The sequence below is a fragment of the Sphingomonas faeni genome (assembly GCF_040407565.1).
In the GTDB taxonomy this organism is placed as follows: domain Bacteria; phylum Pseudomonadota; class Alphaproteobacteria; order Sphingomonadales; family Sphingomonadaceae; genus Sphingomonas; species Sphingomonas faeni_F.
Genome location: NZ_JAPZPR010000013.1, coordinates 27854 through 44345, shown reverse-complemented (window position 1 = coordinate 44345; position 16492 = coordinate 27854). Strand labels below are relative to the sequence as shown.

The 16492-nt window shown below is 60.1% G+C and carries 14 protein-coding genes; 11 read left to right on the top strand and 3 right to left on the bottom strand.

Annotated elements, in window-relative coordinates; all coding sequences use genetic code 11:
- Positions 1–57: 57 nt before the first annotated feature.
- Positions 58–339, bottom strand: a complete 282-nt coding sequence (locus O6Y00_RS20220; protein ID WP_353444331.1) for a hypothetical protein — start codon at positions 337–339, stop codon at positions 58–60.
- On the opposite strand from O6Y00_RS20220, the gene O6Y00_RS20215 reads away from it, so the two are divergent.
- From O6Y00_RS20215 to O6Y00_RS20175, 9 genes are all read left to right on the top strand, one after another.
- A complete protein-coding gene (locus tag O6Y00_RS20215; protein WP_353444330.1) occupies positions 338–2671 on the top strand; it encodes a type IV secretion system DNA-binding domain-containing protein in 2334 nt (777 codons plus the stop codon). The genes O6Y00_RS20220 and O6Y00_RS20215 overlap by 2 nt on opposite strands.
- Positions 2672–2673: 2 nt before the next feature.
- On the top strand, positions 2674–5937 hold the full coding sequence (mobF, locus tag O6Y00_RS20210; RefSeq protein ID WP_353444329.1) for a MobF family relaxase: 3264 nt from the start codon (positions 2674–2676) through the stop codon (positions 5935–5937).
- Positions 5938–5939: 2 nt separating this feature from the next.
- Positions 5940–6701, top strand: coding sequence for a hypothetical protein (locus tag O6Y00_RS20205; RefSeq protein ID WP_353444328.1), 762 nt, complete (start codon positions 5940–5942; stop codon positions 6699–6701).
- A gap of 30 nt (positions 6702–6731) precedes the next feature.
- On the top strand, positions 6732–7886 hold the full coding sequence (locus tag O6Y00_RS20200; protein WP_353444327.1) for a nuclease-related domain-containing protein: 1155 nt from the start codon (positions 6732–6734) through the stop codon (positions 7884–7886).
- On the top strand, positions 7873–8193 hold the full coding sequence (locus O6Y00_RS20195; protein WP_353444326.1) for a hypothetical protein: 321 nt from the start codon (positions 7873–7875) through the stop codon (positions 8191–8193). The genes O6Y00_RS20200 and O6Y00_RS20195 overlap by 14 nt, the downstream gene beginning before the upstream one ends.
- Entirely contained in the window at positions 8180–8482 is a 303-nt protein-coding gene (locus O6Y00_RS20190; RefSeq protein WP_353444325.1) for a hypothetical protein, read from the top strand. Before O6Y00_RS20195 ends, O6Y00_RS20190 begins: the two co-directional genes overlap by 14 nt.
- Positions 8472–9230 carry a hypothetical protein gene (locus tag O6Y00_RS20185; protein ID WP_353444324.1) on the top strand — a complete coding sequence of 253 codons (759 nt, stop codon included), beginning with the start codon at positions 8472–8474 and terminating at the stop codon, positions 9228–9230. The genes O6Y00_RS20190 and O6Y00_RS20185 overlap by 11 nt, the downstream gene beginning before the upstream one ends.
- 834 nt (positions 9231–10064) lie before the next feature.
- Positions 10065–10748, top strand: a complete 684-nt coding sequence (locus O6Y00_RS20180; protein WP_082445157.1) for a ParA family protein — start codon at positions 10065–10067, stop codon at positions 10746–10748.
- Positions 10745–11095, top strand: a complete 351-nt coding sequence (locus O6Y00_RS20175; RefSeq protein ID WP_133032273.1) for a hypothetical protein — start codon at positions 10745–10747, stop codon at positions 11093–11095. The genes O6Y00_RS20180 and O6Y00_RS20175 overlap by 4 nt, the downstream gene beginning before the upstream one ends.
- Positions 11096–11178: 83 nt before the next feature.
- On the opposite strand, the gene O6Y00_RS20170 is transcribed toward O6Y00_RS20175, so the two are convergent.
- Entirely contained in the window at positions 11179–12282 is a 1104-nt protein-coding gene (locus O6Y00_RS20170; RefSeq protein ID WP_353444323.1) for a hypothetical protein, read from the bottom strand.
- 138 nt (positions 12283–12420) lie between these two features.
- Between O6Y00_RS20170 and O6Y00_RS20165 the strand changes: the two genes are divergently transcribed.
- The gene (locus O6Y00_RS20165) at positions 12421–13656 is read left to right on the top strand and encodes an integrase (protein ID WP_353444322.1); all 1236 of its coding nucleotides are present in this window, start codon (positions 12421–12423) and stop codon (positions 13654–13656) included.
- Between the two features lie 256 nt (positions 13657–13912).
- The gene (locus O6Y00_RS20160; RefSeq protein ID WP_353444321.1) at positions 13913–15793 is read left to right on the top strand and encodes a sensor domain-containing phosphodiesterase; all 1881 of its coding nucleotides are present in this window, start codon (positions 13913–13915) and stop codon (positions 15791–15793) included.
- A 198-nt stretch (positions 15794–15991) separates the two neighbouring features.
- Here O6Y00_RS20160 and O6Y00_RS20155 read toward each other — a convergent pair whose 3' ends face one another.
- The gene (locus tag O6Y00_RS20155; protein WP_082446317.1) at positions 15992–16174 is read right to left on the bottom strand and encodes a hypothetical protein; all 183 of its coding nucleotides are present in this window, start codon (positions 16172–16174) and stop codon (positions 15992–15994) included.
- Between the last annotated feature and the right edge of the window lie 318 nt (positions 16175–16492).

The following is a 16492-nucleotide window of genomic DNA, read 5'->3' as shown; positions in this document are numbered from 1 at the left end:
CACAGCTATAAGGAACGTCCTCCTAAGGACCCATCAGCCTCTCTGCTAGGAGGCTGGTTACTTGAGTACCTCACGCCCTATACCCTTCGGGTAGCCGGTGATCTGCGTGCCCGTATAGAGGCAGAAGCAGCCAAACTGGAGTGCTCGCCGTCGGATGTGGTTCGTCGGGCGATCGAACAACATCTTGATGGCCGGAAGCTGCTTGAAGGCAGCGAGCGACGCCACTTGCGCGTGACCGAATATATGCAGGTCGCGCTCGATGCGATCATCCGGGAAAACCACCCGGAATTGCGGGAAACGCTCGTTCTCGAAGCCGACCGTCGCATGAAGCTTCATCATGGCGCGTGACGACCCCAAAGCGCCCCGCGAGGACATCCGCAACGATCGTCGTCCGATCCCCCAGAAGCACCATAGCGCGCGTGGTGAAGCGCCTCGCAATTCGGGCAACTTCACCCGTGGCAGCCAGCTTCTCAATACCCAGGTCCTGATGTGGCTACAGGGTGCCAAAATGCCGATTTACATGTGGCTTGGCATTTTCGTCATCGCGTACTCGACGATCCTCTCGCTCACCCTCGACGAGAACAACGTCCAGCTCATCTCGATGCGCATTCTGTCGGGGCTGTGGGACTGGATATCCTTCGACGAAATGAAGCGCATCAACCTGCGTCTGCCCGACAACAGCGTGCGACACACCTACATGGGCTACGTGCCTTACGTGCCAGAGGTCATCCTTGCATGGCACAAGGCCGTGAAGGGGTTCATGGGCTCGGTCGCGATTGCCTCGTGCATCACCATCCCGCTGTCGATCTGGTACGTCGATTTCTCGGCCCGGCGCGGCAAGGCGATGATCCAGGAACGCCATGAGCGCGGCGCCATGCTGGTCGAGCGCGATCTGCTCTATTCCGAGATCGCCCAGCACAACAGAATCGAGTTCGTGAAGGAGGCCGCAAAACTCTTCCCGGACAAGACGCCGGAACAGGTCCTGAAGCTGAAGTTCAAGGCTCGCAAGATGGGCGGGATCCACCACCCCTACACCGTTGCCGGCATCCCGTTTCCACACCGCCTCGAACAGTCACATTTCATGACGCTCGGCACCACCGGTTCCGGTAAAACGACCGTGTTCCGTAAACTCCTTCGGGAGATGCGCGAACGCGAAGATACCGCTGTCGTGTTCGACCTGACCGGGGCCTATGTCGAAGCGTTCTACGACCCCACGCGTGACACCATTCTCAACCCGGCCGACGCACGCTGCCCGGCCTGGACGATCTTCAATGACTGCCGAACCTATAGCGAGCTCACCGCAGCCGCTGGAGCCCTGATCCCCTCCGACGGAGGGGCCGCTGATCCGTTCTGGGCACTCGCTGCGCGTACCCTTTTCATCGAGATGTGCATAAAGCTCATCGAGAAGGGGCTGACGTCCAACCAGGCGCTTGCCGATAACCTCATGACCGCTGACCTGAAGCTGGTTCACAAGCATCTTGCCAACACCATCGCCGACCCCATCACGGCCCCCGAAGCGGCCAAGATGGCAGAGTCGATCCGCGCAGTTTTCAATACGAACGCGCAGGTCCTGCGCTTCCTGCCCGACGACGGTCCACAATACTCGATCAAGGACTGGATGACGTCCGAGAAGAAGCCTGGCTCGATCCTATTCATCACCTCAAACTACACAGACCTGGAGATGAACCGGGCGCTGCTCACGCTCTGGTCGAACCTCGCCATCCACGCGCTGATGACGATGAAGAAAACCCGCAACCTGCGCACCTGGTTCGTGTTCGACGAACTGGGCGCACTCCACCGCCTTCCGGCTATCGAAGACGGCCTCCAGACCGCCCGTAACTTCGGTGGTGCGATGGTGCTCGGGTTGCACTCGTTCGACAAGCTCACGCAGGTCTACGGCGAGGAAAACGCCCGCAACCTGTCGTCGCTCGCACGCACCAAACTGATCCTCGCGGCAGCCGACCTCGACACCGCTGAACAGGGTGCCCGCTACATTGGCAACCGCGAGATCCGGCAGATGGATGAGGGGTATAGCTATGGGTACAACAACACCCGCGACGCCTCGACACTGACCCCCCGCAAACAGATCGAACCGCTGGTCATCCCGGACGACATCATGAACTTGCCCAGCCTGCACGGCTTTGTGAAGTTTCCTGATGGCTTCCCTGCTGCGCGCATCCGCCTCGAATGGGAACATTACCCGACCGTTGCCGAGGGCTTCATCGAGCGAAAACCGACTAAGCCGGACGAGCCTGGAAAGGTTGTTCGCGGAGGTGGTGGCAAGCCGCAGGGTGATGGAGATGACGTAGGGCGTGGCGATATGCCCGGCCTGACAGAAGAAGAGGTTGAGCCGGCAAACGTTGCCAACACCTTCGCCACCAATATTCTATCGCAGCCGACCGAGAACGAGGTCGACAATTCGCGTGACGCGGCAACCGTTGAAGCTACCGCCAGGACCGAACCGCAGGTGCTCCTTCAGGACATGCGTGAGCGCTCCGGCGATGACGATCGAAAGGACCGCGAACGGTCACTGGAGGGTAAGTCCGTCCAGGCGCGCAGTGAGGACCAGCAGCGGCAGAAAGACGATCCTACGCCCACCGGAGAACGGCCGGAGGACCTGTCGATCCGGGAGGCGCGCGATGCCTTCCCTGATGACGGATATGGGATGTAACGATGCACTCGATCGCATCCGTAAGGTCGGCATCCGGCGCCGCAAAATACTTCACCAAGGACGACTTCGTCAGCGGCGAATATTACACCGACGAGAAGGCCGGTGACGTCAGCATGTGGGGCGGTGAAGGGGCTGCCGCAGCTGGCCTTACCGGCACCGTCTCGCAGGAGGCATTCGCCAAGACGCTCAATGGCGAGCTTCCCTCTGGAGAGCGCGTCGTCGAGGATAAGGGCTCGCGACGGCCAGGCTACGACCTGACGTTCTCGGCACCGAAATCCGTGTCGGTTATGGCGTATATTGCCGGCGACAAACGCATTCTTGGACCTGACGGTGCACAGACCAAGGCAGTCCAACAGACCATGGCATGGGTCGAAAAGAACCTGGCCGAAACGCGCGTGACGAAAGACGGGAAAACCGAGGCGGTTAAAACCGGCAATCTGGTCTACGCCTTGTTCCAGCACGACACGAGCCGAGCACTAGATCCGCAAGCACATATCCACGCCATCGTCGCCAACATGACAAAGGGGCCGGACGGCAAACTCCATGCCCTCCATGCCGACCGGATATGGTCAAGCAACAGCGTGATCGGCTCGATCTATCATAGCTTCCTGCGCGATGAGCTGGAGAAGCTTGGCTACCAGGTGGAGATGACCGGCAAGCACGGGACGTTCGAAATTGCCGGCGTTCCGAAAGCCGTGCTGGAGACGTTCAGCCAGCGCCGTGAACAGATCATGGAGAAGGCGGCTGAACTTGGCATTGTCTCGCCGAAAGGCCGTAACAAAATCACCGTAAATACGCGTAATCCCAAGCTGAATGTCGAAGACCGTGACGGCCTCGTGCTCGACTGGATGAAGAAGGCCGCAGAGCAAGGGTTTGACGGCAAGAAGCTGCTCGAAGGAGCGTTACAGAACGCCGCAAAGCTGGAGCAACGCGAGAATGCTGGCCCGATCGGGCGCGGCTACACCGTAATCGCGGACGCGGTGAAAGTCGCGATGGATACGGTGTCGGGCTTGCTCCGGTCGCCGGACCCGCTGGTTGACCGCGGCTTTGTACGCCTAGCGCAGTCAACGGGGCAGGCCAACGCGCAGCTTGCTGTCGCATCCGCGGTCCGTAGTCTCAATCAGCGCGAAGCGGCGTTCGACAAAGACAAGGTCGCCAAAAAGGCGCTCGATTTCGGACTGAAGGGCGTCACGATCGATCATGTCGAGGCGAGGGTCGAGCAGCTCATCGAGAAGGGCAAACTGCTATCCGGGGAGATTACCCACCAGGGTCAGAAGGTCGAGGCTGTCACGACACCGGAAGCGCTTCGGACCGAGGAGAGCATCCTTGCGCGGGTCCAGGCGGGTAAAGACGCAGGTGCCCCGATCGTGGCTCCCTCGGAAGCGCCAGATCGACTGCAGGCCGCCTCCCCTCACCCTCTGAACGAAGGACAGCTCGCAGCCGCGACGCTGATCGTCTCGACCTCGGATCGCATCGTAGCGGTCCAGGGCATCGCCGGCGCCGGTAAGTCGACCATGCTGCAGGCGGTTGCCCGCGTCGTTGAGGGAGAAGGCAAATCGATCCTGGGCCTCGCCTTTCAGAACAAGATGGTCGCCGACATGAAGGAAGGAATGGCACGGCCCGACGCCACTCCCGGTCGCGAAATGTCGGTCGACCAGATGCAGGATTCTGGGGTCAAAGCCGAGACGATCGCCCACTTCATTTGGCACAACGAAAAGCATGTCACCAACCCGAACACGCCCGATGCCCAGGCACGCCGTGACGAATTAAAGGACACGGTTATTGTCGTCGACGAGACGTCGATGGTGTCGAACCGCGACATGCTGAAGATGCTGACGATCGCGGAATCGCTCGGCATCGAAAAGATCGCACTGATCGGCGATCGCCAGCAGCTCCTCCCAATCGATGCCGGCAAGGCCTTTGCCATGATGCAGGCCGACAAAATCGGCATGGCCCGCATGGACGTTAACCTTCGCCAGCAGACTGACCAACTGCGCACGGTCGCCGCGCTGGCCAACATCGGCAAGGCGGGTCAGGCCATGAAGGTGCTTGGCGACAAGGTCGTCGAGCATGAGGATCCATCGGCGCACGCATCCGACCTGTGGCTGGCTCTGGCGCCGGATGAACGTGCCAACACGGCCATTTTCGCCTCTGGCCGCGAAACCCGCGCTGCGATCAATCAGGCGGTCCAGAAAGGGCTGAAGGACGAGGGCACGCTGAAAGGTGACGGGCTATCCATCGCGGTCATCCAGAACGTGAACATCGAACGTGAGGACCTGCGCTACGCCAAGACCTACGAGAAGGGGCAACGGCTTGAGATCAAGGGCTCGGTGCCGGAGCTTAAACTCGAACGCGGCGTAGCCGAGGTCCGGCGAACCTTTGCCAACGGCAAGGTCGAAATCGTCAAAAACGGTAAATCGATCAAGTTCAGTCCTCAGAAGATCGATCCGATGATCGACAAGGATCGTATGTCGCTCGCGACGATCGAGACGATCCAGATTCACGAAGGCGACCGGATTCGGTGGACTGATAACGACAAGGAGCGCGGAATCTACAATGCCTCGCTGGCCACGATCGCGGGCATCGAGAACGGCAAGGTCACGGTCGAGCTGGCCAACAAGGACCAGGTCACTCTCGAGAAGAACGATCCGATGATGCAGCGGATGGACCTCGCCTACGCGCTCAACATGCACATGGCGCAGGGCATCACCGTCAACAAAGCTATTACGGTGATGCAGAGCTTCGAGCGCAATCTGTCGAACCAGCGCCTTTTCAACGTCGGCGTCACCCGCATCCGCCTCGACCTGACCATGGTCGTCGACAACCAGCAGAAGCTCGAGCTGCAGCTGGATAAGAACCCCGGCGACAAAACGTCATCGCTGGAAAGCCTCGGCCGGCTGAATATCGATGGTGCTGCCGTACAGACCAAAGCGGCTGACGATGCGCTCACCAAAGCAATGGAGAGCCTCGACGAGGCGAGCAGCGAGAAGATCCTGATCGATCCCGCCAGCCTCGACATGACGGACCTGCCGCCAATGGGCGCGTCGACCACTGACTATTCCGACATCAAAAACCTCGATGGGGAGATGCCGTCGATCAAGGACGGCCAGGACGCCAATCGGCGCAACGTTCAGGCCGATCGCAAGGACGACGAGCTCGGCATGCCTCCACTGGACATGGACGACCTGAGCGCCCTGCCCGCGATGCTCAAGTCTGGCGAACAGATCCGCGGCCTACCTGAAAAAAACCTCAGCCTGGATATGTGACAATGAATAACTCGCCCACGACGGTGATCCTATGCGGCACGAACGAGACCATTCCATCCGACATCCTCGACTTGCTTTTGACGCAAGCGCGGAGGGGTTGCGGACGTTTGATGGTCGTCGACGAGGGTAGCCAACTTGCACGTCTTCACGCCGCCCAGGATACGGATTTCCTGCTCGACCCGGCCATCGGCAACTGGGACTTCTTTGCCGATCACCTAACACAGCATGAAATCGCATGCGCAGGCGAGGCGATCCTCCGATCAGACGCAGTAGCGCCGGGAATCTACAACGCTGTCAGTTGCGTGCTTGCCGAGATGCTTTTGGAAGTAGCGGCAAAACCCGGTGCCCGGCTGCGGGACGTTTCGGATAGAGTTCGTGCTTTCGGGTATGAATCGATGGCGAACGCGATGCGCCTGGATCTCGATACCGCAACCGATACGCGGGCAGGCTGGACGGCATTGGCGCGCCTCCAAGAAGACGCTGGACGATTTGCAGCCGGTACATCGTCCAGCCCAACGTCGATCCGCCGCTGGCTGACCACAAGCCCGCGATCGGTGCTGTTCCTGACGGCCGGCGCCGGGGTCAACGACGGTGCCTGTCGCTCTGTCCAGGCCGCTATCGACTGCGTCGCACGGCTCGAGGTGAACGCCGGGCGAGAAGTTCAAATCGTGCAAATCCATTCAGCGAGCGCCTCCGGCACGCGGTTGCGAGACGTGTCACCGCTGTCGGTGCCTTGGCAGGCCCGGACCGAAGGCCGTTGCTGAAGATCAATGTTCTAGAAGGGGAATGAGTACATGATCGTAAAATCGTCGACCAAAGCTGACGAATGCGCGGCGATCGCCGCATTTATGGCAAACCCAGACTTCGACCGCCTTCCGGAGCGGGCGCGCAAGGAGACGATGAACCGCCAGCGCGGGCTCAGCGGTGAGCGATCGACCGCGCATATCCTCGATCGTCACTTCCATGACGCGCCCAACCACGTGCTCTTGCACGATCTAAGGCTTCCCGACGGTATCGGCGGGTTCGCCCAGTTCGATCATCTCATTCTGTCACGTCTGTCGCGCACCGCGGCCGTTGTCGAGGTGAAGAACTATCGTGGCCGGATCTCCAAGAACGAGCATAATGAATGGCACGTCTGGTATGAGGGACGGCGACGGCCGATCGACATACCCAATCCACTGGAACAGGCCCGACGCCAAGGGGAGATTCTCAGGGCCTGGCTGAAAGCGCGTCGGCATGACGTCGCGTTCGAGACGATCGGCGCGTTCGTCATCATCCCTCCGGAAGGCTCGATCGACCGCTCGAAGGTCGGCGCCGACGTGCGGATCTACAAGGCAGACAACTTCATGGCAGCATGGACGGAATTCGGCGGAATATCTCCTATGGGCCGGCTGTTCTCAACCGGCGTGTCAGCCAAGACGCTCTTGGCGATCAGCGGGCAGCTCGCAGGAGACCACCAGCCTGATCCCCGCGGCCTCGAAGAAATGATCGGCTGCCGATCGTCAAAGATCAAGCCGGCTGTGGTTGTCGACAACGAGGAAGACGGAGCCGACGACGAGACAAAGCCTGACGTCACGCAGCAGGGCGGCATCCAGGCCGTGGCTAGCGCAGAGGAGGCCTCCCCTGTCGTCGCCTCAAGCGAGCCTAAGGCAACCGTGGTCAAGAGCGATACCGCGCTGAGCACCATAGCCGCTGAGGGCAAGGCATCGGACAAGATTGAGATCGTGCCTGGTATATACGAGCGCGTACTGCCTGACGGCAGCGTCGCCTTCCTCGCCGGTAGGGATGAAGCAGCGGGTGTTTGTCTGAAGCTGGCTTGCGAGGGCCTGGCCCGGTGGAACCCGCGCTATCGCAACTGGCTGAGCGATGCGAGCAAAGCTCCAATCATCCGAGACGCCCTTATCACGACACATCGGGAACAGCGGGAGGTGAGTCATGGGGTTGGCTGAACGCGACTATATGCGAGCCCCACCCAGGCAACGTGGCCGTACAACCCGCCTCGATGCCGCGCCGACCGACGGTGTAATCTGGGGTGCGACGGTCGATCCCTCGCCTGAAGCCACACCGCGACAGCGCCATCGCCGGCTGATTGCGCTGACATTCTGGATCGTCGGCGGGACGGCCGTCTTCACGGCCCTGTGGGCGATCGCCTGCGCGATGATCGGAGCCCAATGGCACGGCCAGGGCGCCACCTTCACGCCGCACACTACGCAAAGCGATTCACGTACCGGGGGGAGTAATCATGCAGCACGCTGAAAGTGAACCGTCCTCGGCCGAGCTGCTGACACCCGATGCACTGTCCGACACGGACTTGGCGGACAGCTTCCGGACTCAGTCATTCCACCTAATGCAAGCGCATCCCATCGCCGCTGCGCATCTGGTACTCGCTGCAGCTTCGATCGCGCCCACCTGCGCGGCCGAGCAAGACGTCGCTGACGAGTTTTCGTTCGTCATCGTCGATTTCGCTCAGCAACTCGGTGTTCTCCACCGCCGCGCCGTCAACCGGCGGGCAAAGGAAATTGCGGGGGCTGGTCATGGGCATTGATGACAGAGACTATATGCGCGAGCGCTATCGGGACCGTCAGAGAAAGGCCTCCGGCACAACAATCTGGAACGATCGGAAAGCGAGGGTAGAGCAGCCGCACGACAAACACGGAAAAGCGGTACCACTTGGCAGCGCGCGTTGGATCGGAGGCGGTGGCAACGGCAGCGGAGTTGGCCCTGGCTGGTTCGATACGGCCAGTCGTGCGTTCGACTATCAGAAGAACCGACATCGTCCTAAACGACATGCTCAGACGCACCCAGCGCAGAAATGGATATTCCTGCTATGCGCGATGCCTATCTTGATCCCCGCCTACCGTGAGGCAAAACGCTCCGGCTGGTTTCCCGATCGCGTGGCGGAACTGCCCTTCCCAGCGTCGGGAACCGTCACGGTCAATAATAGCGTCGATCCAAAGACGGCGACGTCGAAAATTGGGGTGACAGCGGCCGATGCAAATGTTGTCGTACAGCTGTTTGATCGAAAAACCGACGTGCACGTCATCTCCGTCTATGTGAACCGTAACGAGGATGTATCCGTACCGGTGCCACCCGGCACTTACCGGATGAAAATCATCAAGGGGGACAAATGGCACGGTCTGACGAAGTGGTTCGGTACATCGACCACCTATGAGACTGTGGTGCGGCCGATGCTCTTCACGCAGCGAACCAGTCGGACGATCGACTTGCATCGGTCGCCGGCCGGCAACCTCCACACCAGCATCAACTTTACCAACCCAAAACCGCTCAACTGAACAAGGGGAAAACAAATGAATCGTACACTCGCAATCCTTGGGATGCTTGCGATCGCCCTCCCCTCCCCTCGCGACGGCGCAAAAGCTCGTTAAGGGCGGCAGCGGCATGCTGGCGACATAGAGGTGCCTTGCGGCAACCGATCGGTAGGGACAACCGCGCTGAGCTAGAAGCGTACGCGGTGAACCCTGCCGACGGGCTCTTTGCCGTTATGGCGGCTCTGATTTGGGTGGCTGACGCAGAGCGGTGGATGCCCGGGTGTTGCCCCCCCCTCCCCCCTTTGCTGAAGCTGTTGGTGTCATAGTCGGGCGATCCCCTGCTCGTCGCCTGCGGAGAGGATTTTAGATGGCCTTCAACGCGAGCGGCAGCTTGCTGCGGTGGATCGGTCCCTGGCGCAAACAAGCAGGCTGCGCTGAAGGCGGCAGATTACCTATTGCATGCAAAGCTGCTCTATTCGGACACCGATCCTGGTAGCAGCGGTGGTCGTCTAACTCCAGCAGGCCACAACGTAGGCCAGTGAGGACGGTGGATATCCACAGGATATCCATTTGATTTGGCTACCATAAGGATATCCAGTCAATATTCTTTGCTTGGCGATCATCCATAGGATACCATATCCATATGCCACCATATCCATATGCCACCGATTGGCATAGGCTACCATATGCATGGGCAACCATATCGCTAGGCGATCCAAAGGCTACCAAAAGGATATCCATCGTATATGTATTGCGCTATTAATAGGGTTTCGATAGGCAACCAGCAGCCTATGCATGGCCAATCGATCGCAATAGGCAATTAGTAGCCTAGTAAAATGTTAATGAGGAAACGCAGGCATGCCAGCGATATCAGTAGCAAACCCGAAAGGGGGTGCCGGCAAAACGACCCTTACGTTCATTCTCGCTGGGGAGTTGGCTCGCAGCGGCGCGTCGGTTGTCGTCGTCGATGCTGATCCAAACGCGATTATAGCGAAGTGGGGCGCCAGGCGTACCGCTGAGGGTAGGGCACTTCCGTTTGAGATCGTAGCAAGCCCAAAAGAGTCAGAGCTAGTAAAAGTGCTCGACGCCCTCACAGAGAAGAACGACTTTGTTTTAATCGACCTTGAGGGGACTGCTTCGCGAATGACATCACGAGCACTTGCCCGCTCTCACTTGGTTCTGATTCCGTTCAATCTCTCGCCGATTGACGCAGAATTAGCAGCTAATGCCGTTGGTTTGATACACGAGGAGGCGGAAGCCTTAGGACGCGTTATTCCGTACCGCCTCGTCCGGAGTCGTGACAACGCGGCGATTGAGACAAAATCTGCGAAACGAATTACCTCAGCAATCAAGGACGCTGATCTACCCTTGCTCAACAAGGGACTGGTAGAACGAGCAGCTTACCGCGACGTATTCGATTTTGCATCAACATTGGAAGAACTGACCGATGAAAAGACTTCAGGACTTGCGGCAGCCAAACGAAACGCATTCGAAGTTGCGTACGCAGTCGTAGAGGCTGTGCGTGAGGAGACTGACCGATGAGCGGTTATGGGTTCAAGAAGCCTAATGCGGCACCGGCTGACGAAGTCGCCGACAAACTCAATCTTTCCGGCCTCTCGAAAGCGCCCCTTCGTATCGATCGTGTGAGAGAAGAGGAGGCAGTTGCGCGTGGCGCTGCAATGGGATTCGTCGATCGCGCCCAGGGGGAGGGCGAGAGTGTCTCAGCTCGACCTAGCCGACGTCGGCGGGAAACCGTCGCTCAGGGAAATCTCTTTATAAAGGGTCCACAAGAAACACTCGACTGGTTCGTTGAATTTACCAACCAGCGTGGTCACCGTTCTTATTGGCAGGCACTCGAGGAACTGCGGGCACTTACCGCGAAGGGTTAGGATGCTTCTAGGCACCGAGCCTCCCGCAAGTAAGGCAAGCGAACGGGCTAATAATCTTCGTGGGTATCCAAAAATCGCACTGGCTAGTTTCGTTTATCGAGACCCCGTGTGAGAAGGCGGTCAATCTCTGCCATTGCGATATCAAGATCCGCAGCCGCTGCACAAAGCGGACCGTGATCGAGGGACGCAGACGGCGACGGAGACGAACCGGGGAGGGCAGGGGATACCAAACCTCCCGTTTCGAGCCCAACGAGTCTCGCAGCAGCAAGCGCGCGCGCCTGGATATCGGCACCGGCGCGCGACAAGCTAAGTGCGCGCATGAGCTGCTTGCGCGTGGTCGGACCGAGCGCCGCCAAAAGCGTCCAAGCCTCAAACGCACGGGCGTTGCGGGATAAGCCGGCGAGGGCCTCACGACCGCGACCTAACACCGACTCTATGCGCTCCAAGTTCGTGAACGCGGCCAACGCTTCATGCGTGCTATGTTTGACGAGCGCGGCAGCCCGCTGGGCATCCGTGACATCGAGGCGAAAGACCGTGCGCGGGACTATCCCGGAAACCTGTGGGACGATGCCGCGTGCAACAAGCACAAGGTTCAGGGCCCAGCATCCGGCCGGCTCGGACGCAATGTAATGCCGCATCGATCGGGAGGGCAGGGGGAGTAGCGCCTCGTGCCCAGAGCTTTCGGCGAAGTCCGGCGCGCGGATCAAAACGTCGACCGCGACCGCAGCGCGCGCCAGCCCATGGAGCGGATGATCCGGACCGGCGTCCGCCAGTCCGCAGGCACCGGTGAGGGGGCCACCAGTAGCCGCCTGCGCCAAGGCGTCCTGGGCGGCGTTGAGCAATGCCAGCGCATCGACCTCGAACCCGCGCGTCGCGTTGACCATGCGAACGACCATCGTTGCAGCGTCGGCAATCGGTGGCACCCCGTGTGCAGCAAGCCAGAGCACGACGGCGTCGCGGCGGGGGTCGTCGGTCAGGAGGATCGAGAGGGCGTCAGTAGAAGGCTGGTGGACAGGGCCGACGTTGCCAATGCCGGCATCGCGTCGATACGCGCGCCACGCGTCAGCCACGGTGGCGAGGCTCGCAACCTTGCGGATTTCTGGGGAGGCAAAGCGAATTGCACCCGCAAGTCGACCGAGCGCGTAGCCCAGCGAAGTATGATCAGTGGACGTCATTGCACCCACCATATGCTAGCAATGGCGCGATCACTAGGCAGCTCTATGTGGCATGTATAGAAACTTACCATAATCGGACATTATGGTAACTACAGGGATGTGCTACACAGGCGGAATGCAGGGTAAATTGGACCAGCGGGCAGGCGCGGTATGAGCGAGATCGTCGTCCATCGTACCGACGGGGAAGAGCTGCCAGTCCGCGCGCGGCGTGGGATCGTTGAGCCGATCGATGCGCGTGTGACCCGGTTGCTGGCGCTAGCGCTCCCGTTCGACGCCGGCCCTGTCAGCGAGATCGGTTTCGCGGCGCAGCTTGGCGCTATGGCAACGGCGAGCAAGGCGGCGCTGGCGTCGGACCTGGCCTGCTATCTGCGTTGGTGTGAGGACACCCGTGTCGCCCCGCTGCCCGCCGAGCCCGAAGACCTGGTCCGCTACATTGCCATGCTCGAGGCGCGGGGCGCTAAGCCCGCCACGGTCGCCCGGCGGGTTGCCAGTCTCGCCACGGCACACGGCCTGTCAGGCCTGCAGGAGAGGGGGCATGCGCCCACCAGCCACGTCATGGTCCGCGCTGCGCTCAAGGGCCTGCGCCGGCGTCGTGGCGCTGCCCAACGCCAGGCTGCCCCGTTGCGTTTCGGCACCTCGCTAGATCCGCACACCAAGGGGTTTACGCTGACGGCGCTGCTAGGCGCTTGTGGCGGCGACCTGCAGGGGTTGCGCGATGCCGCCCTGCTGTCGCTCGGTTATGACGCGGGATTGCGCGTCAGCGAGCTCGTCGCCGTCACCGTCACGCACATCGATCCGCACAGCGATGGTTCGGCGCTCCTGTTCATCCCATCATCCAAGACCGATCAGGAAGGGCAGGGGGCCTGGGGCTGGCTGTCCGCCGACACGATGCGCCGGGTCGGCGCCTGGCTGGTAGCGAGTGCGATTACCGAGGGGCCCGTCTTCTGCCGCGTCGGGGTCGATCGGCGCCGTCTGCGCGCCGCGGTTCCGCCGATGGCGTACGAAGCAATCCCGGGGCACACGCGGCACTGGCAGGAGAAGCTTAAGGGCAAGAAGGCCGAACCGGCGAGGACGGTCTACACCGTGGGGACGGCCTCGCTGAGCCGGCAGGGAGTTAACGGGATCTATCGGCGTGTTGCGCTGAGTGCGTTCGATCAGGGGCTGGTCGAGATGCCGATCGCGAAAGTTGAGGAGGCGGCGCGTGCCCTGTCGAGCCACTCGCCGCGGGTAGGGCTGACGCAGGATCTGTTTGCGGCCGGCGAGGACGGCGTCGGCATTGCCCAGGCGCTGCGCTGGTCTTCACCGTCGACTGCGCTCCGCTATGGGCGGAAGCTTGCAGCCAGGAGCAATGTCGCAGCGCGCGTATTGTCTCGCATCAGAGCTTGAACTTGCGAAACCGATGTAGCCTATTTGGGTGTCGGGTTGGGTTCGCTATGTATGAGCACACTGTATTCGTCATCGAGTCTCGCGATCAATCCGGTAAACGTTGACGCAGAAAATATGCGAGCGCTGATCGGATGCTGGCCAGTTATCTGAATATACTCAAATCGGGCTGAGATAAAACCGCCACGGGCAGTATTATAGTCCTCGTCAAATCTCGCATTAAAGATATCTAAACCAGCAATTTGCTAGGTTCCTCTCCATGAGCCTTTCTGAAAACCCTCAGTATCAAGGAGGCAGTGACACAGTAAGCGTCCTTCTTCATCTTCAGAATACTATCCTGAAAATGATTGCCAAGGGCGCTGGGCTCGCACCAACGTGTACCACGCTGTGTGTAGAAGTAGAGCGGATCCTTCCTGACGTAATCTGTTCGGTTTTAACGGTCGATGTGGCAGGCCTGCTTCATCCGCTGGCCGGGCCAAGCCTACCGGAAGCATATTCCCAAGCCTTGGACGGCCTGTCCGTCGGCCCGTTAGCCGGCTCCTGCGGCACCGCGGCCTATCTAAAGACAGAAATTACGGTCGTTGATATCGAGACCGACGTCCGCTGGGCGCAGTTCAAACACCTCGCACTCCCCCACGGGCTCCGCGCATGCTGGTCCAGTCCGATATGTGATGCAGACGGTCGCGCGATCGCGACATTTGCCTTTTATTACCGTAACGCCCGCGGACCGACGGCCTTCGAACGCGAGGTGGTGGCTAACTGCGTTAACCTCACGCAAATCGCTATCGAGCGACATGAGCGTGTTCTCGAGCACCAACGCCGGGCTTTCACCGACGCCTTGACCGGTTGCCCCAATCGGGCTGCGTATCATGCCGCACTTTCCAAACTTGAGGGCGCTGCGGTGGGCAGTTGGGCGCTGTTCGTGCTGGATCTCGATAATCTCAAGGTTGTGAATGACACGTTCGGGCATCATGCGGGTGACGAGCTTCTTCAGATCGCCAGCGACAGGATCTCAGCAGCAGTCAGCCCCGGACGAACGTTTCGCGTCGGGGGCGACGAGTTTGCTGTCATTCTCAAGGCTACCGATGCCCTTCGTGACCTGGAGAAGATCGCGGATGAGGTTCTAAGCGCGCTCTCGGTTGCTGCCGACTGCGGCGGGCATAGCATCGTCCCTCGCGCTACCATCGGAGGCGCTGCGTTCTCACCGGACGACGCCGGGGTTGGGAGTGTTCGGCAGAATGCCGACTTTGCCCTCTACCATGCCAAGGAAACCGGTCGTGGTGGTTTTGTGCGATACTGGGCAGGGCTGCGCTCGAACATGACGCGGCGCATGGGCGCAATCAGGGACCTGAGCGCGGCTTTGCGAGAGGACCGGATCGAGGCGCACTATCAGCCGATCTTTCGACTCGACACGCGGGAGATCGTAGGGCTGGAAGCGCTTTGCCGCATGCGCATCGGCGACAATCTGGTCTCGGCTGCCTCCTTTCATGAGGCGACTGCCGACGCCCAGGTTGCGACCTCGCTCACTGCCAGGATGATGACCTTGGTAGCGGCTGACCTACGTCGATGGCTGGATTTGGGTATTCCCTTTCAACACGTCGGTATCAACGTCTCGTCTGCGGATTTGAGTGGCGGGGCCGTCGGGCAGGTTCTGGCCGCAGCGCTCGAGCGCGAACGGGTCCCTCTCACGCACGTCATCCTCGAGGTAACCGAGACGGTGTACATGGGCCGCGGGGACCAAGCGATACAGCAAGCGATCAGGGCGCTTCGCGCTGACGGCATACGGGTCGCGCTGGACGACTTCGGAACGGGCTTTGCGTCGCTGACGCACCTGCTCACCGTTCCCGTCGATGTCATCAAGATCGATAAACTGTTCGTTGATCACCTGGAACCCGACGGCGTCAGCGTGACCATCGTCGAAGGCCTTATCCGTACCGCGAAAAAGATGGGCATCAGGATCGTCGCCGAGGGGATAGAAACGGAAGAACAAGTCGAACAGCTTCGCGCGATCGGCTGCGCCTTGGGGCAGGGGTACATCTTCTCGCCTGCAGTTAATCGCGAGACGACAACCGCCCTTCTCCTCGGGCATGCGCAGGGCATTGCGCGAGCGCCGATAGCGACGCGATCAGGCGTGGGCTGATTTTGGATCGGCGTTGGAAGAGGGACTCCAGCATTACGCGAGCCAACTACCTATAATCTCCTCGAACGTATGGATGAAGAAGGGGTCCCGATCGGCGTTGATCGGGACCCCTGCACGGTAAGCTTCGACCCAGATACAACGGCGTGGTCAAACCTTTCCGGTGGTCCCTTTTCGGCGCCAATCCACATGGTCGGTGTTCTACCAAGCTCTAGGCTCAGCTCCGGTCCGTGCTGCTACCGCTGCTTCTATCTCATTCAGGTCAGCTTGCGAAACCACGCCCGCCGTCAGCATCTTACGCATGAGTTCGTCGACGAGCGCCGCAAGAAAATGGATCTCGGCGCGTTCAGAAGGAGTATCTTCGCCCTCAGCATTCACGTCCATCTCGCATGTCCTTTAAATCGTTAGAAACTTGAATTCGCACAAACGAAAACCGTGCGTGTCGGTTATAGGTTTGCCTATGAACCTTTCTCAAACCGGGTCATACCGTAACGCGGCCACCCTTGAACGATCAGCAGCGGAGCAAACTTCGTTACCTCGTGTCCGAGAGCGTCATCTACGATCGGCCGAAGCATGGGATGCAATGGCCAGTCAGGGTGAGCTGACTGAGCGACTGGCGCAGGCGAACGCGGAGAACCGCCTAAAACAACCGTACCAGCGACGACCTTCAACCGAGAATACGTAAATCAGCTCAGGGAGCCT